General features: G+C 41.2%; 16 protein-coding genes and 1 pseudogene. 10 read left to right on the top strand and 7 right to left on the bottom strand.

Features of this window, described 5'->3' with window-relative positions; genetic code table 11:
• The first annotated feature begins 483 nt into the window (after positions 1 to 483).
• The 7 genes from PR699_RS01660 to fabI all read left to right on the top strand — a co-directional run bounded on the left by PR699_RS01660 (position 484) and on the right by fabI (position 7,714).
• A complete protein-coding gene (locus tag PR699_RS01660; RefSeq protein WP_272572862.1) occupies positions 484 to 1,092 on the top strand; it encodes a hypothetical protein in 609 nt (202 codons plus the stop codon).
• Positions 1,093 to 1,458: 366 nt separating this feature from the next.
• The gene (sapA, locus tag PR699_RS01655; protein ID WP_004919235.1) at positions 1,459 to 3,132 is read left to right on the top strand and encodes an ABC transporter substrate-binding protein SapA; all 1,674 of its coding nucleotides are present in this window, start codon (positions 1,459 to 1,461) and stop codon (positions 3,130 to 3,132) included.
• 2 nt (positions 3,133 to 3,134) lie between these two features.
• A complete protein-coding gene (gene sapB, locus PR699_RS01650; RefSeq protein ID WP_004919233.1) occupies positions 3,135 to 4,100 on the top strand; it encodes a putrescine export ABC transporter permease SapB in 966 nt (321 codons plus the stop codon).
• Positions 4,087 to 4,977: a putrescine export ABC transporter permease SapC gene (sapC, locus tag PR699_RS01645; RefSeq protein WP_004919231.1), complete on the top strand. Its 891-nt coding sequence runs from the start codon at positions 4,087 to 4,089 to the stop codon at positions 4,975 to 4,977. Before sapB ends, sapC begins: the two co-directional genes overlap by 14 nt.
• Positions 4,977 to 5,972, top strand: coding sequence for a putrescine export ABC transporter ATP-binding protein SapD (gene sapD / locus PR699_RS01640; RefSeq protein ID WP_004919228.1), 996 nt, complete (start codon positions 4,977 to 4,979; stop codon positions 5,970 to 5,972). Before sapC ends, sapD begins: the two co-directional genes overlap by 1 nt.
• Complete coding sequence (gene sapF / locus PR699_RS01635; RefSeq protein WP_014658233.1) at positions 5,972 to 6,775, top strand: putrescine export ABC transporter ATP-binding protein SapF; 804 nt, start codon at positions 5,972 to 5,974, stop codon at positions 6,773 to 6,775. The genes sapD and sapF overlap by 1 nt, the downstream gene beginning before the upstream one ends.
• Positions 6,776 to 6,925: 150 nt before the next feature.
• Entirely contained in the window at positions 6,926 to 7,714 is a 789-nt protein-coding gene (fabI, locus tag PR699_RS01630) for an enoyl-ACP reductase FabI (protein WP_004919224.1), read from the top strand.
• A gap of 64 nt (positions 7,715 to 7,778) precedes the next feature.
• Here the strand turns inward: fabI and PR699_RS01625 are convergent.
• Positions 7,779 to 8,521, bottom strand: a pseudogene (locus PR699_RS01625) (DUF817 domain-containing protein).
• A gap of 372 nt (positions 8,522 to 8,893) precedes the next feature.
• Between PR699_RS01625 and gstA the strand changes: the two are divergent.
• Positions 8,894 to 9,499 (top strand): glutathione transferase GstA, encoded by a 606-nt coding sequence (gene gstA / locus PR699_RS01620; RefSeq protein WP_014658232.1) that lies wholly within the window; start codon positions 8,894 to 8,896, stop codon positions 9,497 to 9,499.
• Between the two features lie 54 nt (positions 9,500 to 9,553).
• Here gstA and pdxY read toward each other — a convergent pair whose 3' ends face one another.
• The 4 genes from pdxY to anmK all read right to left on the bottom strand — a co-directional run bounded on the left by pdxY (position 9,554) and on the right by anmK (position 13,886).
• Positions 9,554 to 10,417, bottom strand: coding sequence for a pyridoxal kinase PdxY (gene pdxY / locus PR699_RS01615; RefSeq protein ID WP_014658231.1), 864 nt, complete (start codon positions 10,415 to 10,417; stop codon positions 9,554 to 9,556).
• A 238-nt stretch (positions 10,418 to 10,655) separates the two neighbouring features.
• A complete protein-coding gene (gene tyrS / locus PR699_RS01610) occupies positions 10,656 to 11,930 on the bottom strand; it encodes a tyrosine--tRNA ligase (RefSeq protein ID WP_004919214.1) in 1,275 nt (424 codons plus the stop codon).
• A 159-nt stretch (positions 11,931 to 12,089) separates the two neighbouring features.
• Positions 12,090 to 12,743 carry a pyridoxamine 5'-phosphate oxidase gene (gene pdxH, locus PR699_RS01605; RefSeq protein WP_004919212.1) on the bottom strand — a complete coding sequence of 218 codons (654 nt, stop codon included), beginning with the start codon at positions 12,741 to 12,743 and terminating at the stop codon, positions 12,090 to 12,092.
• Positions 12,744 to 12,767: 24 nt separating this feature from the next.
• Entirely contained in the window at positions 12,768 to 13,886 is a 1,119-nt protein-coding gene (gene anmK, locus PR699_RS01600) for an anhydro-N-acetylmuramic acid kinase (protein WP_041705626.1), read from the bottom strand.
• 542 nt (positions 13,887 to 14,428) lie between these two features.
• Here anmK and PR699_RS01595 point away from each other — a divergent pair.
• Positions 14,429 to 14,896, top strand: a complete 468-nt coding sequence (locus PR699_RS01595) for a glycine zipper 2TM domain-containing protein (protein WP_014658229.1) — start codon at positions 14,429 to 14,431, stop codon at positions 14,894 to 14,896.
• Between the two features lie 495 nt (positions 14,897 to 15,391).
• On the opposite strand, the gene slyA is transcribed toward PR699_RS01595, so the two are convergent.
• Positions 15,392 to 15,826 carry a transcriptional regulator SlyA gene (gene slyA, locus PR699_RS01590; RefSeq protein WP_036940025.1) on the bottom strand — a complete coding sequence of 145 codons (435 nt, stop codon included), beginning with the start codon at positions 15,824 to 15,826 and terminating at the stop codon, positions 15,392 to 15,394.
• Between the two features lie 555 nt (positions 15,827 to 16,381).
• Positions 16,382 to 16,621 carry a DUF1289 domain-containing protein gene (locus PR699_RS01585; RefSeq protein ID WP_004919204.1) on the bottom strand — a complete coding sequence of 80 codons (240 nt, stop codon included), beginning with the start codon at positions 16,619 to 16,621 and terminating at the stop codon, positions 16,382 to 16,384.
• Positions 16,622 to 16,792: 171 nt separating this feature from the next.
• On the opposite strand from PR699_RS01585, the gene gloA reads away from it, so the two are divergent.
• On the top strand, positions 16,793 to 17,200 hold the full coding sequence (gloA, locus tag PR699_RS01580; RefSeq protein ID WP_014658227.1) for a lactoylglutathione lyase: 408 nt from the start codon (positions 16,793 to 16,795) through the stop codon (positions 17,198 to 17,200).
• Positions 17,201 to 17,240: the final 40 nt, after the last annotated feature.

Below are 17,240 nucleotides of genomic sequence, written 5' to 3'. Positions count from 1 at the left end.
CAGTCAACGTCAAAACAAAGCTGACTGAACATGGCATGATTGTCTTTAACAGTACTTAAATGCTATTTCTCGGCAATAGTAGCCACATTTGCAATTAATGAGTGATTAATCCATAAACTATCTTTTCTCCCTATTAATAGTATTATTCGTAGGGGGAGTAAGAACGTATATTTTTATTTGTTGTGTACAACATAATTGAGTAGATAAATAATGACCGAACTAAAATAGCCGATGTGATTTTTTAAATATTGTTAATCTTCATATATCACTCTACTATTACATTAAAGGATAAATGGCTAACATCTCGATTAGTAAATATACGTACACCTAATAAGTGTGAAATAAACTGCAAGTAGAGCTATCAAGTTAACTGAGTTTAATTTAATTAACATTACGAAAGCTAATCACTTAATTTTTATTTTATACGTTACTTGTCATTGACCGTTTTGTCACTGTTTATGGCTATATTTTTGAGGGTATAAAATGGCTATCATAAAAAAAATGATTTTATTCTCTTTATTGATAAGTTGCACTTACTCTGCACATGCAATCGGTATTATAAAAGCACTTTCTGCATGCGATAGTCGTTTTTTTGAAGAGATAAAACATAACCAAGAATTCGCAATGCTCCCCCAAAATATCACTATCGCTGAATTATTTAGTCAATCAGGCATCAATATTCCTTTGCAATACACCACTAAAGATGGTTTAGAACTTACCCACTTTATCGCCATTGCTATTGATCTTGAACGTTATAAAGAAATTTCTAATAACCAGATTGGGGGAAGGTTTTATTACTGGGGGTTTGAAACATCCATGCCAGAACAAGATGTCATTCAACATTTATCTCAGCACATCCCCCTGATTGAAGGGGCTGGCTATTTTGTCGCCAATTCAAAAATGCGAAATGCGATTTCTGAACCTTGGCAAAAAAACCTCACGCCAGTTAGCGGCCTGATCCCTGTTGGTGATTCCGCTGAAAAACTGTTTTTTATCGAAGCCAACAAGGAAAATAACACGGTTAAAATTATGTGTACTTTACAAGGCAATGTTGAAGAAAAGGATTTACAAGCTGTTGGGTTAATACACTAGCCGACCCTTATCCGTTTTGATATGTATAATCTATCTATTTTGAGATAAAAAAAAGCCAGCACCCATGCTGGCTATAAAAAAACACTGGAAGCAATGTGAGCAATGTCATGCCTGACCACAAGCTTTTTGCTTAGGAGGCAAAGCGAATGATAATAGTTATCAGTACCATTTGTAAAGCAGTTTAATGAGATTTTTTCTCATTTAAGTATAATTAGATGAATTTTAATAATATTATTTTCCTTTTTCAGACTGTTTTCTATTCATGACGGCCCTGCTTGTCCTAAAAATAAACACTATTTTTGCTTATATCCTGTCAGCCCCTTTTTACGCTACAATAGGATATTTAAGGTTAACGATATCAGTGCTATGCGCTTAATAATTCTTTGGCTTCTATTTACTTTTTCACTGGTCGCTCAGGCTAACGATGTGTCATATCAGGATACTGCGGCGAATGATGTTCCCAAAAACATCCGCCAAAACGGCTTTATCTATTGTGTTAATGGCATTGTTACCACTTTCAATCCCCAGTTAGTCAGTAGTGGCCTAATTGTCGACCCCTTGGCAGCGCAAATTTATGATCGCCTGCTAGATGTTGACCCTTTTACCTATCGGTTAATTCCGGAAGTGGCGTCACGCTGGGAGGTACTGGATAATGGCGCAACTTATCGATTAACACTGCGTAAAGATGTCAAATTTCAGCAAACACCGTGGTTTACTCCAACACGTAATATGAATGCCGATGATGTTGTTTTTAGCTTCGCTCGCATGTTTGAAGTTAATCATCCTTATCACTACATTAATGGCGGTCACTACCCCTATTTTGATAGTTTGCAATTTGCCAATAGCGTACAAAGTATTCGTAAATTAAATGATTATACGGTTGAATTCCGTCTGAATGCCCCTGATGCTTCTTTTCTATGGCACTTAGCGACCCACTATGCGCCTATTTTATCGGCTGAATATGCCGATCACCTCGCTCAAATTAATCGCCAAGAGATGATTGATTGGCGCCCTGTCGGCACCGGACCATTTCGCCTTGATGACTATCAAGCAGGCCAATTTGTCCGTCTGTTTCGTAATGATAACTACTGGAAGGGTGAACCTCGCATGAAAGAAGTGGTTATTGATATGGGCGCAGGCGGTACGGGGAGAATCTCAAAATTGCTCACTGGCGAATGCGATGTGTTGGCTTACCCTGCCGCCAGCCAATTGTCAGTGTTACGTGATGACCCACGTCTACGCCTATCAATGCGTTCAGGCATGAATATCGCATATTTGGCTTTCAATACCAGCAAGCCCCCTTTGGACCAACTCAAAGTGCGCCAAGCCATCGCTTATGCCATTAATAATGATCGCTTGATGCAATCTATCTACTACGGCACAGCAGAAACTGCCGCTTCGATTTTGCCTCGAGCTTCTTGGGCCTATGATAATCAAGCCAAAGTGACTGATTATAACCCCGAGTTAGCCAAAAAAATGTTACAAGAGCTAGGACTGGAAAACTTGCAACTTGACCTTTGGGTACCTGTTTCATCACAATCGTATAACCCTAGCCCATTAAAAATGGCTGAGCTTATCCAAGCTGATTTGGCGCAAGTAGGCATTATCATGAATATTCGCTCTGTCGAAGGCCGTTTTCAAGAGAACCAATTAATGGATCGCTCCCATGATATGACTTTAGCGGGTTGGGCGACCGACAGTAACGACCCAGACAGTTTCTTCCGTCCTTTGCTGAGTTGTGCCGCGATAGCTTCTCAAACCAACCTAAGTCATTGGTGCAGCCCTGCTTTTGACGAAATACTGCATAAAGCACTGTTAACGGAGCAACTTGCCGCCCGTATTGATTACTATCATCAAGCCCAACAGCTACTGAGCGATGATTTGCCTGTTTTACCTCTCGCTTACTCTTTACGTTTGCAAGCCTATCGCTTTGATATGAAGGGCCTCGTGATCAGTGCATTTGGTAATACTTCATTTGCAGGCGTGTACAGAGATATGAATGAAAATAGCCAAAAAACAGGTCATAAACAGGAACAGTAACCATGATCATCTATTCGCTGCGTCGTTTACTTTTGCTGTTAGTCACCGTTTTTTTTCTCTCTTTGGTGAGCTTTAGCCTCAGCTATTTCACGCCTAATGCGCCTTTAAGCGGCGCATCGCTTATTGATGCTTATCTATTTTATTTCGATGGTCTACTCCACTTTGATTTTGGCGTTTCCAGTATTAATGGCGAACCCATTACAGAGCAATTAAAAGACACGTTCCCTGCAACAATGGAATTGTGTATTTTAGCCTTTATGTTTGCCCTGATCGTCGGTATTCCTTTAGGGATGATTGCCGCCTTTTGGCGAAATAAACCCGCAGATATTGCAATCAGCACCTTTGCATTACTTGGCTTTTCTGTACCCGTCTTTGTGTTAGCGTTAGTCTTGACACTGTTTTTCTCACTACGATTAGGCTGGCTGCCAGTGTCTGGGCGTATTGATCTTCTCTATAATCTAAAATCTGTTACAGGTTTTGCATTAATTGATGCTTGGCTTTCCGACTCACCTTATCGCCAACAAATGATCATAAACGTACTCGAACATATGATTTTACCTGTATTAACACTGGCTCTGGCTCCGACTACCGAGGTCATTCGTTTAGTTCGAAATAGTACTGAAGAGATAGCCAGTGAAAATTACATTAAAGCGGCTGCAACGCGTGGGTTATCACGACTTACCATTATCCGTCGTCATATTTTCCACAATGCGATCCCGCCAATTATCCCTAAATTAGGACTACAATTCTCTACCATGTTAACACTGACCATGGTGACCGAATTGGTATTTAACTGGCCAGGACTGGGGCGTTGGTTAGTCACCGCCATCCGCCAACAAGACTACTCTGCTATTTCTGCTGGCGTCATGTTGATTGGGGCCTTAGTGATTACCGTTAACGTACTGTCTGATATTTTAGGGGCAATGATGGATCCGTTAAAACATAAGGATTGGTATGTCCTCAGATAATTTTTATCGTGAACAGAAGATGCCTTCCCCTACGCGGGTTGTCTGGAATATTTTTTCATCTGATATTCTCTCGATGATCGGTTTCTATGGCGTGCTATTTTTATTAGCGCTCTCTTTTATTGGCCCTTATATCGCGCCCTATACCATCGATCAGCAATTCTTAGGTTACCAATTATTACCGCCTTCTTGGTCTCACTATGGTAATGTCGCCTTTTTCCTAGGTACTGACGACCTCGGCAGGGATATCCTAAGCCGCCTCATTTTGGGCACAAAATCGACGTTCGGCGCGGCATTATTAATCACTTTTATTGCCACTCTAATAGGCCTGATATTAGGCTGTCTAGCAGGGATGACACGGGGCTTAAAATCAGCGGTTTTCAACCATATACTTGATACATTGTTATCCATCCCGTCTTTGTTACTTGCCATTATCGTGGTTGCATTCATGGGCGCGAGTTTACAAAATGCTATGCTCGCAATCTGCTTAGCCCTGATCCCTCGCATGGTGAGAACAATTTATGTTGCTGTTCACGATGAGCTAGATAAAGAGTATATTGTTGCTGCTAGGCTTGACGGCGCATCAAATATTTTTATTTTGTGGTATACCGTATTACCTAACATTACCCCAATCTTAGTAACAGAGCTGACGAGAGCACTTTCTATCGCTATTTTGGATATTGCCGCGCTGGGCTTTCTTGATCTGGGTGCACAGTTGCCCTCTTCTGAGTGGGGAGCCATGTTAGGGGATAGTTTAGAGCTTATCTATGTCGCCCCTTGGTCAGTCATTTTGCCCGGTGCAGCGATTATGATAAGTGTCTTATTCGTCAATTTACTCGGTGATGGCTTACACCGAGCAATCAATGCGGGGGTTGAATAATGCCATTGTTAGACATCCGCAATTTGACCATTGAATTTATGACAGCCAACGGCCCAGTCAAAGCCGTTGACCGTATTTCGATGACCCTTACTGAGGGGGAAGTCCGTGGCTTAGTTGGTGAGTCTGGCTCAGGTAAAAGCCTCATTGCCAAAGCCATTTGTGGCGTCACCAAAGATAATATCCGTGTTACCGCCGACCGCTTTCGTTTCCAAGATATTGACTTACTTAAACTTAGCCCTCGTAAGCGCCGTCGGTTGATCGGTCATAATATTTCGATGATTTTCCAAGAGCCGCAATCTTGTCTCGACCCCGCCGAAAATATTGGCAAGCAATTGATACAGGCTATCCCAGGCTGGACTTATAAAGGTCGTTGGTGGCAACGTTTTAATTGGCGTAAGCGCCGAGCCATCGAATTATTACACCGCGTGGGGATCAAAGATCATAAAGACATTATGCGTAGCTACCCTTATGAACTTACTGATGGTGAATGCCAAAAAGTCATGATAGCCATTGCAATTGCGAATCAGCCACGTTTATTGATAGCCGATGAGCCAACCAATGCGATGGAGTCCACTACCCAAGCACAAATTTTCCGACTGCTCGATAAGCTTAATCAAAACAATAATATGACTATCTTGTTGATCAGCCATGATATGGAAATGATGTCAAAACTCGTGGATAGAATTAACGTGCTTTATTGTGGTCAAACTGTTGAAAGCGCAACACCAGAGGATATTTTGCAACGCCCTCGCCACCCCTATACACAAGCACTGATTCGTTCAATACCTGATTTTGAAAGCCCGATTCCCCATAAAGGCCGATTAAATACCCTTCCGGGCGCCATCCCATCGCTGGAACATCTTCCAATTGGCTGTCGCCTTGGCCCCCGCTGCCCTTATGCACAACGGACATGTATCGTGGCTCCACCTCTACGTAATATCAAAAACCATCTGTTTGCCTGTCATTATCCGCTAAATACGGAGGAACCATCCTGATGGAAACGTTACTTGAGGTTCGCAATCTCACCAAAACTTTTCGTTTTCGCGAGGGGCTATTCCGCCGTTATGAATTAGAAGCGGTGAAACCATTGAGCTTTAACTTACAGGCAGGCCAGACATTAGCCATTATTGGTGCCAACGGTTCGGGGAAATCAACCCTTGCTCGTATGTTATCCGGCGTCACGGAGCCGACCGCAGGCGAGATTATGATCCGCGGTCACCGCCTCAGTTATGGTGACTACAGTTACCGTAGCCAGCGTATCCGTATGATATTCCAAGATCCCAGCACCTCGCTAAACCCTCGCCAACGTATTGGTCAAACCCTTGAGTTACCACTAAAGCTGAACACGGAACTGACCGGTATTGAGCGAGAGCGCCGTATTATTCAAACGCTTCGCCAAGTGGGTCTATTGGCCGATCATGCAGAATATTACCCTCATATGCTTGCGTCAGGCCAAAAGCAGCGTGTCGCATTGGCAAGAGCGCTAATTTTACAGCCTGAAATTATTATTGCGGATGAAGCATTGGCCTCCTTAGATATGTCAATGCGTTCACAAATTATCAATCTGATGTTGGAGTTGCAGGCAAAGCAGGATATTGCTTACATTTATGTCACGCAGCATTTAGGAATGATGAAGCATATTAGCGATAAAATGTTAGTCATGGATAAAGGGGTTGTCGTCGAGCGCGGAAATACTGCTGAAGTGCTAGCGTCACCACTTCATGATGTCACCCGTCGATTGATTGAGAGCCATTTCGGCGAACCTTTATCCATTGACGCATGGCGACAGGATATTTGACTGCTCCGAGGAGAACAGCAAAATACCCTTCTTTATGCAATACATGGTAAGATATCGACGATTCGTCAATAAAAAATGCGAAAACTACCCAAGACACGGTGTCTTCTGTTATATTCGCGTTTTCAATAGAAAATAAACAAGGATAATGCTATGGGTTTTTTAACCGGCAAACGCATTCTAATCACTGGCGTTGCCAGTAAATTATCAATTGCATACGGTATTGCTAAAGCAATGCATGAACAAGGCGCTGAACTGGCGTTCACTTATCAAAACGAAAAATTAAAACCTCGTGTCGAAGAGTTTGCTGCATCTTTAAACTCTAACATCGTTCTTGAGTGTGATGTTGCTGTTGATGCAAGTATTGACGCTATGTTTGCTGAATTAGGAAAATCCTGGCCTAAATTTGATGGCTTTGTCCACTCAATCGGCTTTGCACCAGCAGATCAGCTTGACGGCGATTATGTTGACGCGGTAACACGTGATGGTTTCCGTATCGCTCACGATATCAGTGCATACAGTTTTGTTGCGATGGCAAAAGCATGCCGTAACATGCTAAACCCAGATGCTTCTTTACTGACGCTTACCTATTTAGGTGCTGAGCGCGCTATTCCTAACTATAACGTAATGGGTCTTGCTAAAGCCTCTTTAGAAGCTAACGTTCGTTATATGGCAAATGCAATGGGTCCTCAAGGTATCCGTGTCAACGCGGTTTCAGCAGGCCCAATCCGTACACTCGCGGCATCAGGTATCAAAGACTTCCGTAAAATGCTGGCACACTGCGAAGCTGTAACGCCAATTCGTCGTACAGTCACTATCGAAGACGTGGGTAATACAGCGGCATTCCTAAGCTCAAATCTTGCAGCAGGTATTACTGGTGAAGTCGTACATGTTGATGGTGGTTTCAGCATTGCCGCAATGAATGAACTGGAACTTAAATAAGTTTTAGTTGATTGATGACAAACGCCATCTCCGGATGGCGTTTTGCTTTTAAAAACAACCGCATTTAACGAGCGATTGTGACATTCGCCTTAATATGTTTAAGATGAACGACAATCGTAAAAGTCACAATGACTAATAAAGACCAAGCTCCCCACTTCCCTGCATGCACAACCGACCACGCACCAATTTGGTTCGGGTATTGCCAAACCCCAAAAAAGTTCCGAAATTTTCCGCTAACCAAATAAAAAAGCCGATCAGCATAAACGCAAGTAATAATGGCATTCGCCGCTCTTTATCTAAGGGAGTATAAAAAACGGTACTACGTGCATATAGGCCAAAAATAAAAGCCGTTAAATACCAACGGTAATCATCAATATAATGATGGCTAAAAAAATTAATGTATATCGCTAAAGCCACCAATGTTGCCATCCAATAAGGTGGGTAATGCTCAATACGCACTTTAAAAAAACGCCACGACTGAATAATATAGCTACCAACAGCCGCATACATAAATCCTGTAAATAGAGGAACTCCCCACAGTTTACTATAGGCTTCATCGGGGTATTGCCACGAGGCTATTGTCGCTGAAGTTTTAAACAACTCCATGATAAACCCCACTAAATGGAAAACACAAATCGCTTTTAGCTCATCCCAAGTCTCTAACTTTGACCAAACAAGAAAAGCCTGAAATAGTACTGCAAACACCAGTAAAATATCATAGCGAGGTAAACCAAATAGCCCTTTAACAGGAACAAGAAACAATGCTAAAAAAAAGAAGCCCGCAAATAAGCATGAGCGCGCATTGATTAAGCCAAAAAACCAAAATTCTAAAACAAAACGCTTAAATCCAGTACTCTGATTAGGCGTATGCGCCATTAATACGTTATCAAGTTTATTTAATATTTTTAATTTGTTACACATACTTTCCATGTTACAAGCCTAACGTTATAAAGTGGCGACTCTGTGATAGTTGATTTTGAACGCGGATCCTAACAAGTTCCACACAATAAAAGATAAGGCATTAGTCTTAATTATTTACTAAAGTTACATCTAATCATCTGCCTACTCTAAAACGAATAAATACTGACATCTTAAAGCAAATGCTTTCTCATACGTCATGATATACTATGGGTGATATTAGTCTGCTGATTGCCAATATAACTATTTAGGAGTTTTATGATGAAATTGTATTATGCTCCCGGTGCTTGTTCCCTTTCCCCTCACATTATCTTGCGCGAAACAGGGCTGGATTTCAGCATTGTGCGTGTCAATTTAAAAGAGAAGAAAACCGAAAATGGCGAAGATTTCTTAGCTATCAACCCGAAAGGGCAAGTTCCTACTTTAATCTTAGATGATGGCGAACAGCTAACTGAAGGAGCCGTGATCGTCCAGTATCTCGCTGATCAAAAACAAGATAGAAATCTAATCGCGCCAGCAGGTACGATGAAACGCTACCATCAATTGGAGGCTCTGAATTTTATTTCTACTGAGCTACATAAGAATTTTGCGCCTTTATTCACGCCGGGCACTCCTGATGAGTATAAAGAGATGGCTAAAGCGACACTCATCAAAAAATTCCAATATGTTGATGATGTACTGGCTAAAAAAGCCTTCTTTGCCGATGACAGCTTTACTGTTGCTGATGCTTATTTATTTACCGTGAGTAACTGGGCAAAAATCGTCGGTGTTGATATTACTCATCTGAAACATTTAACAGAGTATCGAGACAAAGTCGCTAAGCGCCCTAAAGTCCAAGAAGCATTAGCTGCTGAAGGTTTGATCTGATTTTACTGTAGCGCTCCATAATGGAGCGCTACCTGTTCTATTTGTTTGCACACTTTAATCAAGTGCGGTTGCACAGAATTTATGTTCTGGTGTAACCATCTTATCCTGCGCCGCAACTAATTGAAGCTCATACTCACCCATTACTTTGGTTTGTAACATCACCTCATAAACAGCGGCAGCTACATGCTCTAAAGCTTTAGGCAAACTTTCACCTTTTAATAAATTCACCAGCATCAAACCACTCGTCAAATCCCCCACTCCTACCGGCTGCTTTTCACCAAAATCAACCAAAGGTCGGCTCACATGCCAGCTATGCTCTGCGGTGACTAAAATCATTTCAAAACGATCGGCTCTGTAGCCCGCTCGACTTAGATGTTTGACTAGAACAATTTTAGGCCCTTTGCAACATAATTGACGTGCTGCTTCCACAGCTTGCTCTACCGTTGCAATGGTTTTTCCTGACAGTGTTTCTAACTCAAGTAGGTTAGGTGCGATGATGTCACTAGCTTGTAAGGCTTGTTGACATAAAAACTCAGCGACTCCTGGAGCAACGATACATCCTTTCTCTGGATGCCCCATTACCGGATCACAAAAATAGAGCGCCTGTGGATTTGCTGCTTTGACTTGTTTGACAATCGCAAGAATATCATTGCCTTGCTCAGCAGAGCCGATATAACCGCTTAAGACGGCATCACAAATGTCTAATTTATGAATTTTAGCTAAGCCGCTAACAATCTCTGTTAAATGTTGAGCGGGAAAAACTGTGCCCGTCCATTGCGGGTACTGCGTATGATTGGAAAATTGTACGGTGTTGAGTGGCCATACATCGACGCCCATACGGCACATAGGAAAGACAGCCGCACTGTTTCCTGCATGACCGAAAACAACATGGGATTGAATTGAGAGAACACTTTTCATGGAAGACCCAAGGAATTGTTAAATCGAATGAAGCGAAATCAGTGATTCACCATTGCGTATATAGATTCAAAATAATTCCAAATAGATGTGACCAACCAATGAGGCAATACTAACGTTCATAGAAACAGGTATGTTCACAGTAACTCAATATATTTAGTCAATCATGCCATCTGAAAAATATGATGAATACAAATAGCCCGAGAACTTCTCGGGCTAGTAGGACAAAGGTTCGTCAGCGTTATTTCCAGTTGATTAAGCAGTCGTTTTTCTTACCACGACGGATCAGTGTGAAACGCCCAAACAGGCGATCAGAATCACTGAACACATACATTGGATCGGTCTGTTTTTGACCGTTAACTGCCACCGCATTTGAACTAATTGCTGTTCTTGCCTGTCCGCGTGAAGGCGTTAACTCTGAATCAACAAGCGCTTGCTGTAAGTCAGCACCATTTTCAAGCGTAATGCATGGCATACCATCTTGAGCCAATTGTTCAAAATCCGCTTCGGTCAAATCAGACACTGCACCAGAGAAAAGGCTTTCAGTAATACGACGCGCCGCGGCTAAACCTTCTTCACCATGTACCAGTCGAGTTACATTTTCAGCTAAAACATATTGTGCACGTGGCGCTTTACCGCTGTTTTTATCTTCTTCTTCAAGTGCATCAATTTCGCTTAACTCCATGAAGGTAAAGAATTTTAAGAAGCGATAGACGTCAGCATCAGCCGTATTGATCCAGAATTGGTAGAATTTGTATGGACTGGTTTTCTTAGGATCAAGCCAGACTGCACCACCTTCAGTTTTACCGAATTTAGTACCATCTGATTTGGTGATTAACGGTACAGTCATACCGAATACTTGGTTTTGATTTAAACGGCGAGTCAAATCAATACCCGAAGTAATGTTACCCCACTGGTCAGAACCACCAATTTGTAACTCAACACCATGCTCTTTATTGAGGTTTGCGAAGTCATAACCTTGCAGCAGGTTATAAGCAAACTCAGTGAAAGAGATCCCCACATCATCACGATTTAGGCGTTGTTTTACCGCTTCTTTGTTGATCATTTGGTTAACAGAAAAGTGTTTACCAATATCACGTAAGAAAGTCAGCACATCCATTTTACCAAACCAATCGTAGTTGTTGGCTAATTTAGCGCTGTTATCGCCACAATCAAAACTTAGGAAAGGCGATACTTGATTACGGATTTTTTCTACCCATTCTTGGACGGTCTCTGCGGTATTTAATTTACGCTCAGAGGCTTTAAAACTCGGATCGCCAATCAGACCCGTCGCGCCACCGACCAACGCCACAGGCTTGTGCCCGGCTAGTTGGAATCGTTTTAAACACAGCAAGGGAACCAGATGTCCCAAGTGCAAGCTGTCGGCGGTAGGGTCGAAGCCGCAATAGAGAGAGATAGGGCCTTGCGCCAGTCTCTCTGCTAACGCATCCTCATCCGTTACCTGGGCAACGAGGCCCCGCTCTTGCAATTGTTTAATCAGGTTATTGCTAGACATCAATGACTCCATCAGTTGAATTTTGTCTATCTATTTTTAGTAAAATGACCTCGAGCTGGGAGTGATTACCCAATCTCGTAGGTGTCGCTTGTCAGTTTTCGTAAACGAACCTATAGCATAAAGCGCCTAGCTGTGAAGTGCCAGCTAAAAAACATTTAATTACGGCGCTAATCTATCAATTTTCCAGCCATCCCCGTCTCGCTGATAAATAAAACGGTCATGTAACCGGTTGGCTCCCCCTTGCCAGAACTCAACACTATTGAATACCACACGGAAACCACCCCAAAAACTCGGTAGTGGCACTTCGCCATTTTGGAACTTTTGTTTTAGTTCTAAAAATTTACCTTCCAAAATGCTACGCGCTGAAATTCTGGATGATTGCTGAGATGCCCAAGCCGCAATCTGGCTATCTTTTGGACGACTATGGAAATACTTGACGACCTCAATAGGGTTTAAACGCTCTGCCACCCCTAAAAAACTCACTTGGCGCTCAAGTGGGTACCATGGGAAATGTAAGCTGACTTTATTGTTTTTTCCTAAATGCTGCGCTTTTCGGCTCCCCATGTTGGTATAAAAGACCAACCCTTTTTCATCGAAGTGCTTTAACAAAACAATACGTTGATACGGCTGACCTGTTTCATCAACAGTCGCAACACACATTGCAGTAGGATCACTTAAATTCGCTTCACAGGCCTGTTTTAACCACTTCTCAAACAGATCTAGTGGGTCTGCCGTTAAGTCAGATCGCCTTAAACCACCTTTCGTGTATTCACGGCGTAATGCTGCTAACTCTAAATTTTGTGCGTCATTCATCGTTTACTTATTTCCTTAACGCAATTATTTTTCATCGATATTCGCGGGATAAATCGCACCTAACACCGTTTCACGTTCAGCGCCTGTCACGGATGCAAGATTCCCCGGCAAATTAGCCATAGTTCGAGCAGCCAGCCATGCGAAAGCTAATGCTTCCATATCATCACCGCTTAAACCATATTTATCACTTGGCCCCACCTCTGTCCCCGGAAGCAAAGCCGCTAGGCGCTGCATCAAAAAGCTATTTTTTGCACCACCCCCACAAACAATTAAACGTTCACAGCCGCCACACAGTAAAATCTGCTCGGCAATTGACGCGGCGGTTAATTCACATAAAGTCGCTTGCACATCTTGAGGCAAAATATCAGGGAAGTCAGATAAGTGCTTATCTAACCATTGCATATTAAAATATTCACGCCCAGTGCTTTTTGGTGCCGACCGCCGGAAGTACGGATCACGTAACATCGCCTTGAGCAAAGGTTGATGTACCGTACCTGTACTCGCCCAATGACCATTTTCATCGTATGCACACTGTTTATGACGCCATATCCAGGTATCCATCAACATATTACCAGGCCCGGTATCGTAACCTTTGACATAAGCCCCCGGCAGTAAAGCGGTAATGTTCGATATGCCACCAATATTTAATATAATTCTTTTTTCTATTGCATGGCCTAATACTGCCAAGTGGAATGCAGGTACTAATGGAGCCCCCTGTCCACCATAGGCCATATCGCGACGCCTAAAATCCCCCACCGTCGTAATGCCTGTTAATGCAGCAACTCTATTGTTATCGCCCAGTTGTGTAGTAAAAGGTTGCGGGCCATCGGGTTCATGCCAGACGGTTTGCCCATGGCAACCAATTGCAATGATATCTTTTGCGGGAATGCCGGCTTTCGCCAATAATTGATTCACAGCATCGGCATAAAGTGACCCTAATTCACGGTCAATTTTTCCTATTTCAGATAATGTGGTTTCTTGGCCTTGGCAAATATTAAGAATTCTTTTTTTTAGCTCCACAGGAAACGCAACACTAATGCTTAATTGCTCAGCAACAAATTTATCGCTAATCGCTGCAAGAACAACATCAACCCCATCTAAGCTGGTTCCTGACATAATCCCTATATAACGACCTGACTTTATCATTATTGTTCCTTTAGGTTGCATAACGCTTTGTGAATTTAAGCTTCAAAAGATTGTGCTTTGATGGGGGAGTTTGTCAACCACACATTGTAATTTCTCGGGCTGACTCGCAGAAAAAAAGTCAGTACACGGATCCTGACGATTTTACGTTTAAAATATCGACAATAAGGTTATTTGGGCGCTCGAATATCTACCTAGCCAATTATAAGTTATAGTATAATTAACAAGCTAAGGTATTTATCAATGCAAACAAGGGTCGTCATTGGGTAATTAGAACAATTTTTGTGCAATTAACACACAATGATATTTGTATCGTCAATTTATTTAATGGAAACATTTAACAAAGTGTGCCTTACTTTATGAAATATTTCCTACTTTGAGATATTTTACCTAGTGTTTACACTTTGTTTAAAACAAAATCAGTAGTCTGATACCCGTTTTAGCCCTACATCATAATGGTCATCTTCATATTGTGATTATGGTTAAAACAACAATCCAATGCTATGTTAGTGCCACAGACAGCAAGTCTCATAGGAGTAATTATGCTTAAGAAAGTTTTCGTCGGTGTTGTAGCAGTCACTGTATTATCTGGCTGTGTCAATACCAGTACACTTTCTGGTGATACTATTTCAGCTAAAGACGCGAAACAAGTACAGACTGTGACTTACGGCACTGTGCTTAATGCTCGCCCTGTTACTATCCAAGCAGGTGATGATGGAAACGTTATCGGTGCAATTGGTGGTGCGGTACTAGGCGGCCTATTGGGTAACACCATTGGTGGCGGCTCTGGTAAAACGCTTGCAACCGCTGCGGGGGCTATTGCGGGTGGTTTAGCAGGCCAAGAAGCCCAAGGTGCGCTGAATAGAAGCCAAGGTGTACAGTTAGAGATCCGTCTTGATAGCGGCAAAAACATTGTCGTCGTTCAAAAACAAGATCCAAGTGTTTTCCGTTCTGGCCAACGTGTCATGATTGCAAATAGTGGCGGCACGGTCACTGTTTCTCCACGTTAATCTTAGTATATGTTCACCGGCAAAATTCTGACCGGTGAACATATCTTCTTAATTTTAAGGTTACCTAAACCATTGTTGTGTAGTCATCATACATCTACAGTTTCACTTCCTTATTGGACTTTGGATTTGACATCTTATGCAGTACCAACAAACCGTTGAACATCTGTAAATAACTGACAAATATTAATGTTTGCTTAAATTCCAATGATTATTTTTACGCTGTTTGATTTGTTCCTCAAAACACAATTAATCTAAAAAGTATCACTTGCTACTCAAGTTAACAGCAGTAAACTTTAAACACCCTTCTATCTTATAAATCAGTTAAAATAAAAATGATTTATCATCAAACAATAAATAAAGCCAATAATTTAGTTTCATACTAATTTATTAGGCGAAAAAATCAGAAGAAAAGTTCTATCAATAAAATAGATAATTAATCTTGTCATAATGATTTAAAGTTTAATAATGTACTTAGCTCATTAATAATTTCACTAATTATAAATCTCCTTGTAATCGTAAAATATTTTTCTCTAATTTCAGTAACAATAATGATAACTGACCCAGTTCATCCTGTGTAATATTTCCTAAAATCTCTTTGCGTGTATTATCAATTACCTCATCAACTGTTTTGATAAATGGCTCAGACTCTGGTGTCAGTTTTATTCTTTTTGCACGACGGTCATTCGCACAAGTGTGACGAGAAATCAGTTTTTTTTCCTCTAACTGATCTAACGTTCTCACTAATGAAGGTTGCTCAATACCAATCGCTTTTGCAAGTTGAATTTGCGACTGCTCCGGCGGTAGCTGGCTAATATTATGTAACGTAATCCAATGCGTTTGCGTTAGCTTAAGTGGTTTCAAACGATGATCAATCAGTGATCTCCACATGCGTACAACACGTGATAAATCAGCTCCTATTTGTGACTCCAATGTTCCCTCCTTATATAACACTATTCTGCCCAACAAATATACAACCCATAAATTATTCTTTAAATTATATATTCACTCCTTCTTGCTATGACAACTAATTATTAGAAAAAACCATGATAAATACCTATTTATAGTCATAGTCAATCATTTGATTTGTGATTTTAATCACCCATTAAATCCACTCATTTTATATATTAAACATCGTTTTATTTACTCACATAGACTATCAATGATCTTGTTAATAAGAATAGCCTTACTCCTCTTTCGAATCTATCTATTTTAACCCTTATAGTAATTACAATTAACAATAAAAAAGACAATTGCCGATTACTCCTTTAAAAACAATTAAATATAGTTAATCTTAAAATCATGCCATTTTCGGTAGCTTTGCCCTTATTTGATTATTATTTTGAATAACTAAAATTTAATTGAAGGATATATGAAGTAATTAACTATGTTTTATTAATTTCATTTCAATTTAATTACGCTTCAACGAATAGTCGTTAAAAAACTTTAATTAAAAAGATTGATGGGGGATGAGTGCGTTGATAACAATTAAAAAAGCTCTTGTTGAGGTGAAGGTGAGTCATCTTGCTGAGTTTTGACGGCTATTGAACGAATATAGCGCTGACGACATAAACGTAAGATATTACGCTTTTGGCTATCGGTAAATTTTAACCATCCGAAACGTTCTTCCCTAGAGCGAAAGCAACCACGGCAATAACCTTGCTCATTGGCTTGGCAAATCCCACGACAAGGGCTTTGAATTTCAAAAAACTCGAGTTGCTCTGCCATACTGATATCACCTAACTAAAAACACCAATTAATGATATACTCCACTAATACGATTATATCTATTATTTGTACAATAAATAAACCTATTTCATTGTGTTAAAGATAATAGGTACGTTATATTAGTCGTTAAAACGATTCAGTTTCATTTAGTTAATTCAAGGGAGTTCTCTTATGCGCTTACTACATACCATGTTACGTGTGACGGATATGCAGCGTTCAATTGATTTTTACACGAAGGTTCTCGGTATGCGTCTACTGCGTACCAGTGAAAACCCTGAGTATAAATATTCATTGGCATTCGTGGGTTACAGTGACGAAAGTGAAGGTGCCGTAATTGAGCTCACCTATAACTGGGGGGTTGATAGTTACGAATTAGGCACAGCTTATGGCCATATTGCCCTCGGTGTCGATAACGTCGCTCAGACCTGTGAAGATATCCGCCGTGCAGGTGGAAATGTGACACGTGAAGCAGGCCCAGTCAAAGGTGGTAGTACAATTATTGCTTTTGTAGAAGACCCTGATGGGTACAAAATCGAGCTAATTGAGAACAAAAGTGCTAGCAAAGGCCTCGGTAATTAATTCATTTCGATTCTTAAGTCACTAGGCAGTTCATATGCTG

The sequence above is a fragment of the Providencia sp. PROV268 genome, assembly GCF_028477805.1.
Taxonomy (GTDB): domain Bacteria; phylum Pseudomonadota; class Gammaproteobacteria; order Enterobacterales; family Enterobacteriaceae; genus Providencia; species Providencia stuartii.
Note: the sequence above shows the minus strand (reverse complement) of the source record. Positions and strands in the feature narration are given on the sequence as shown.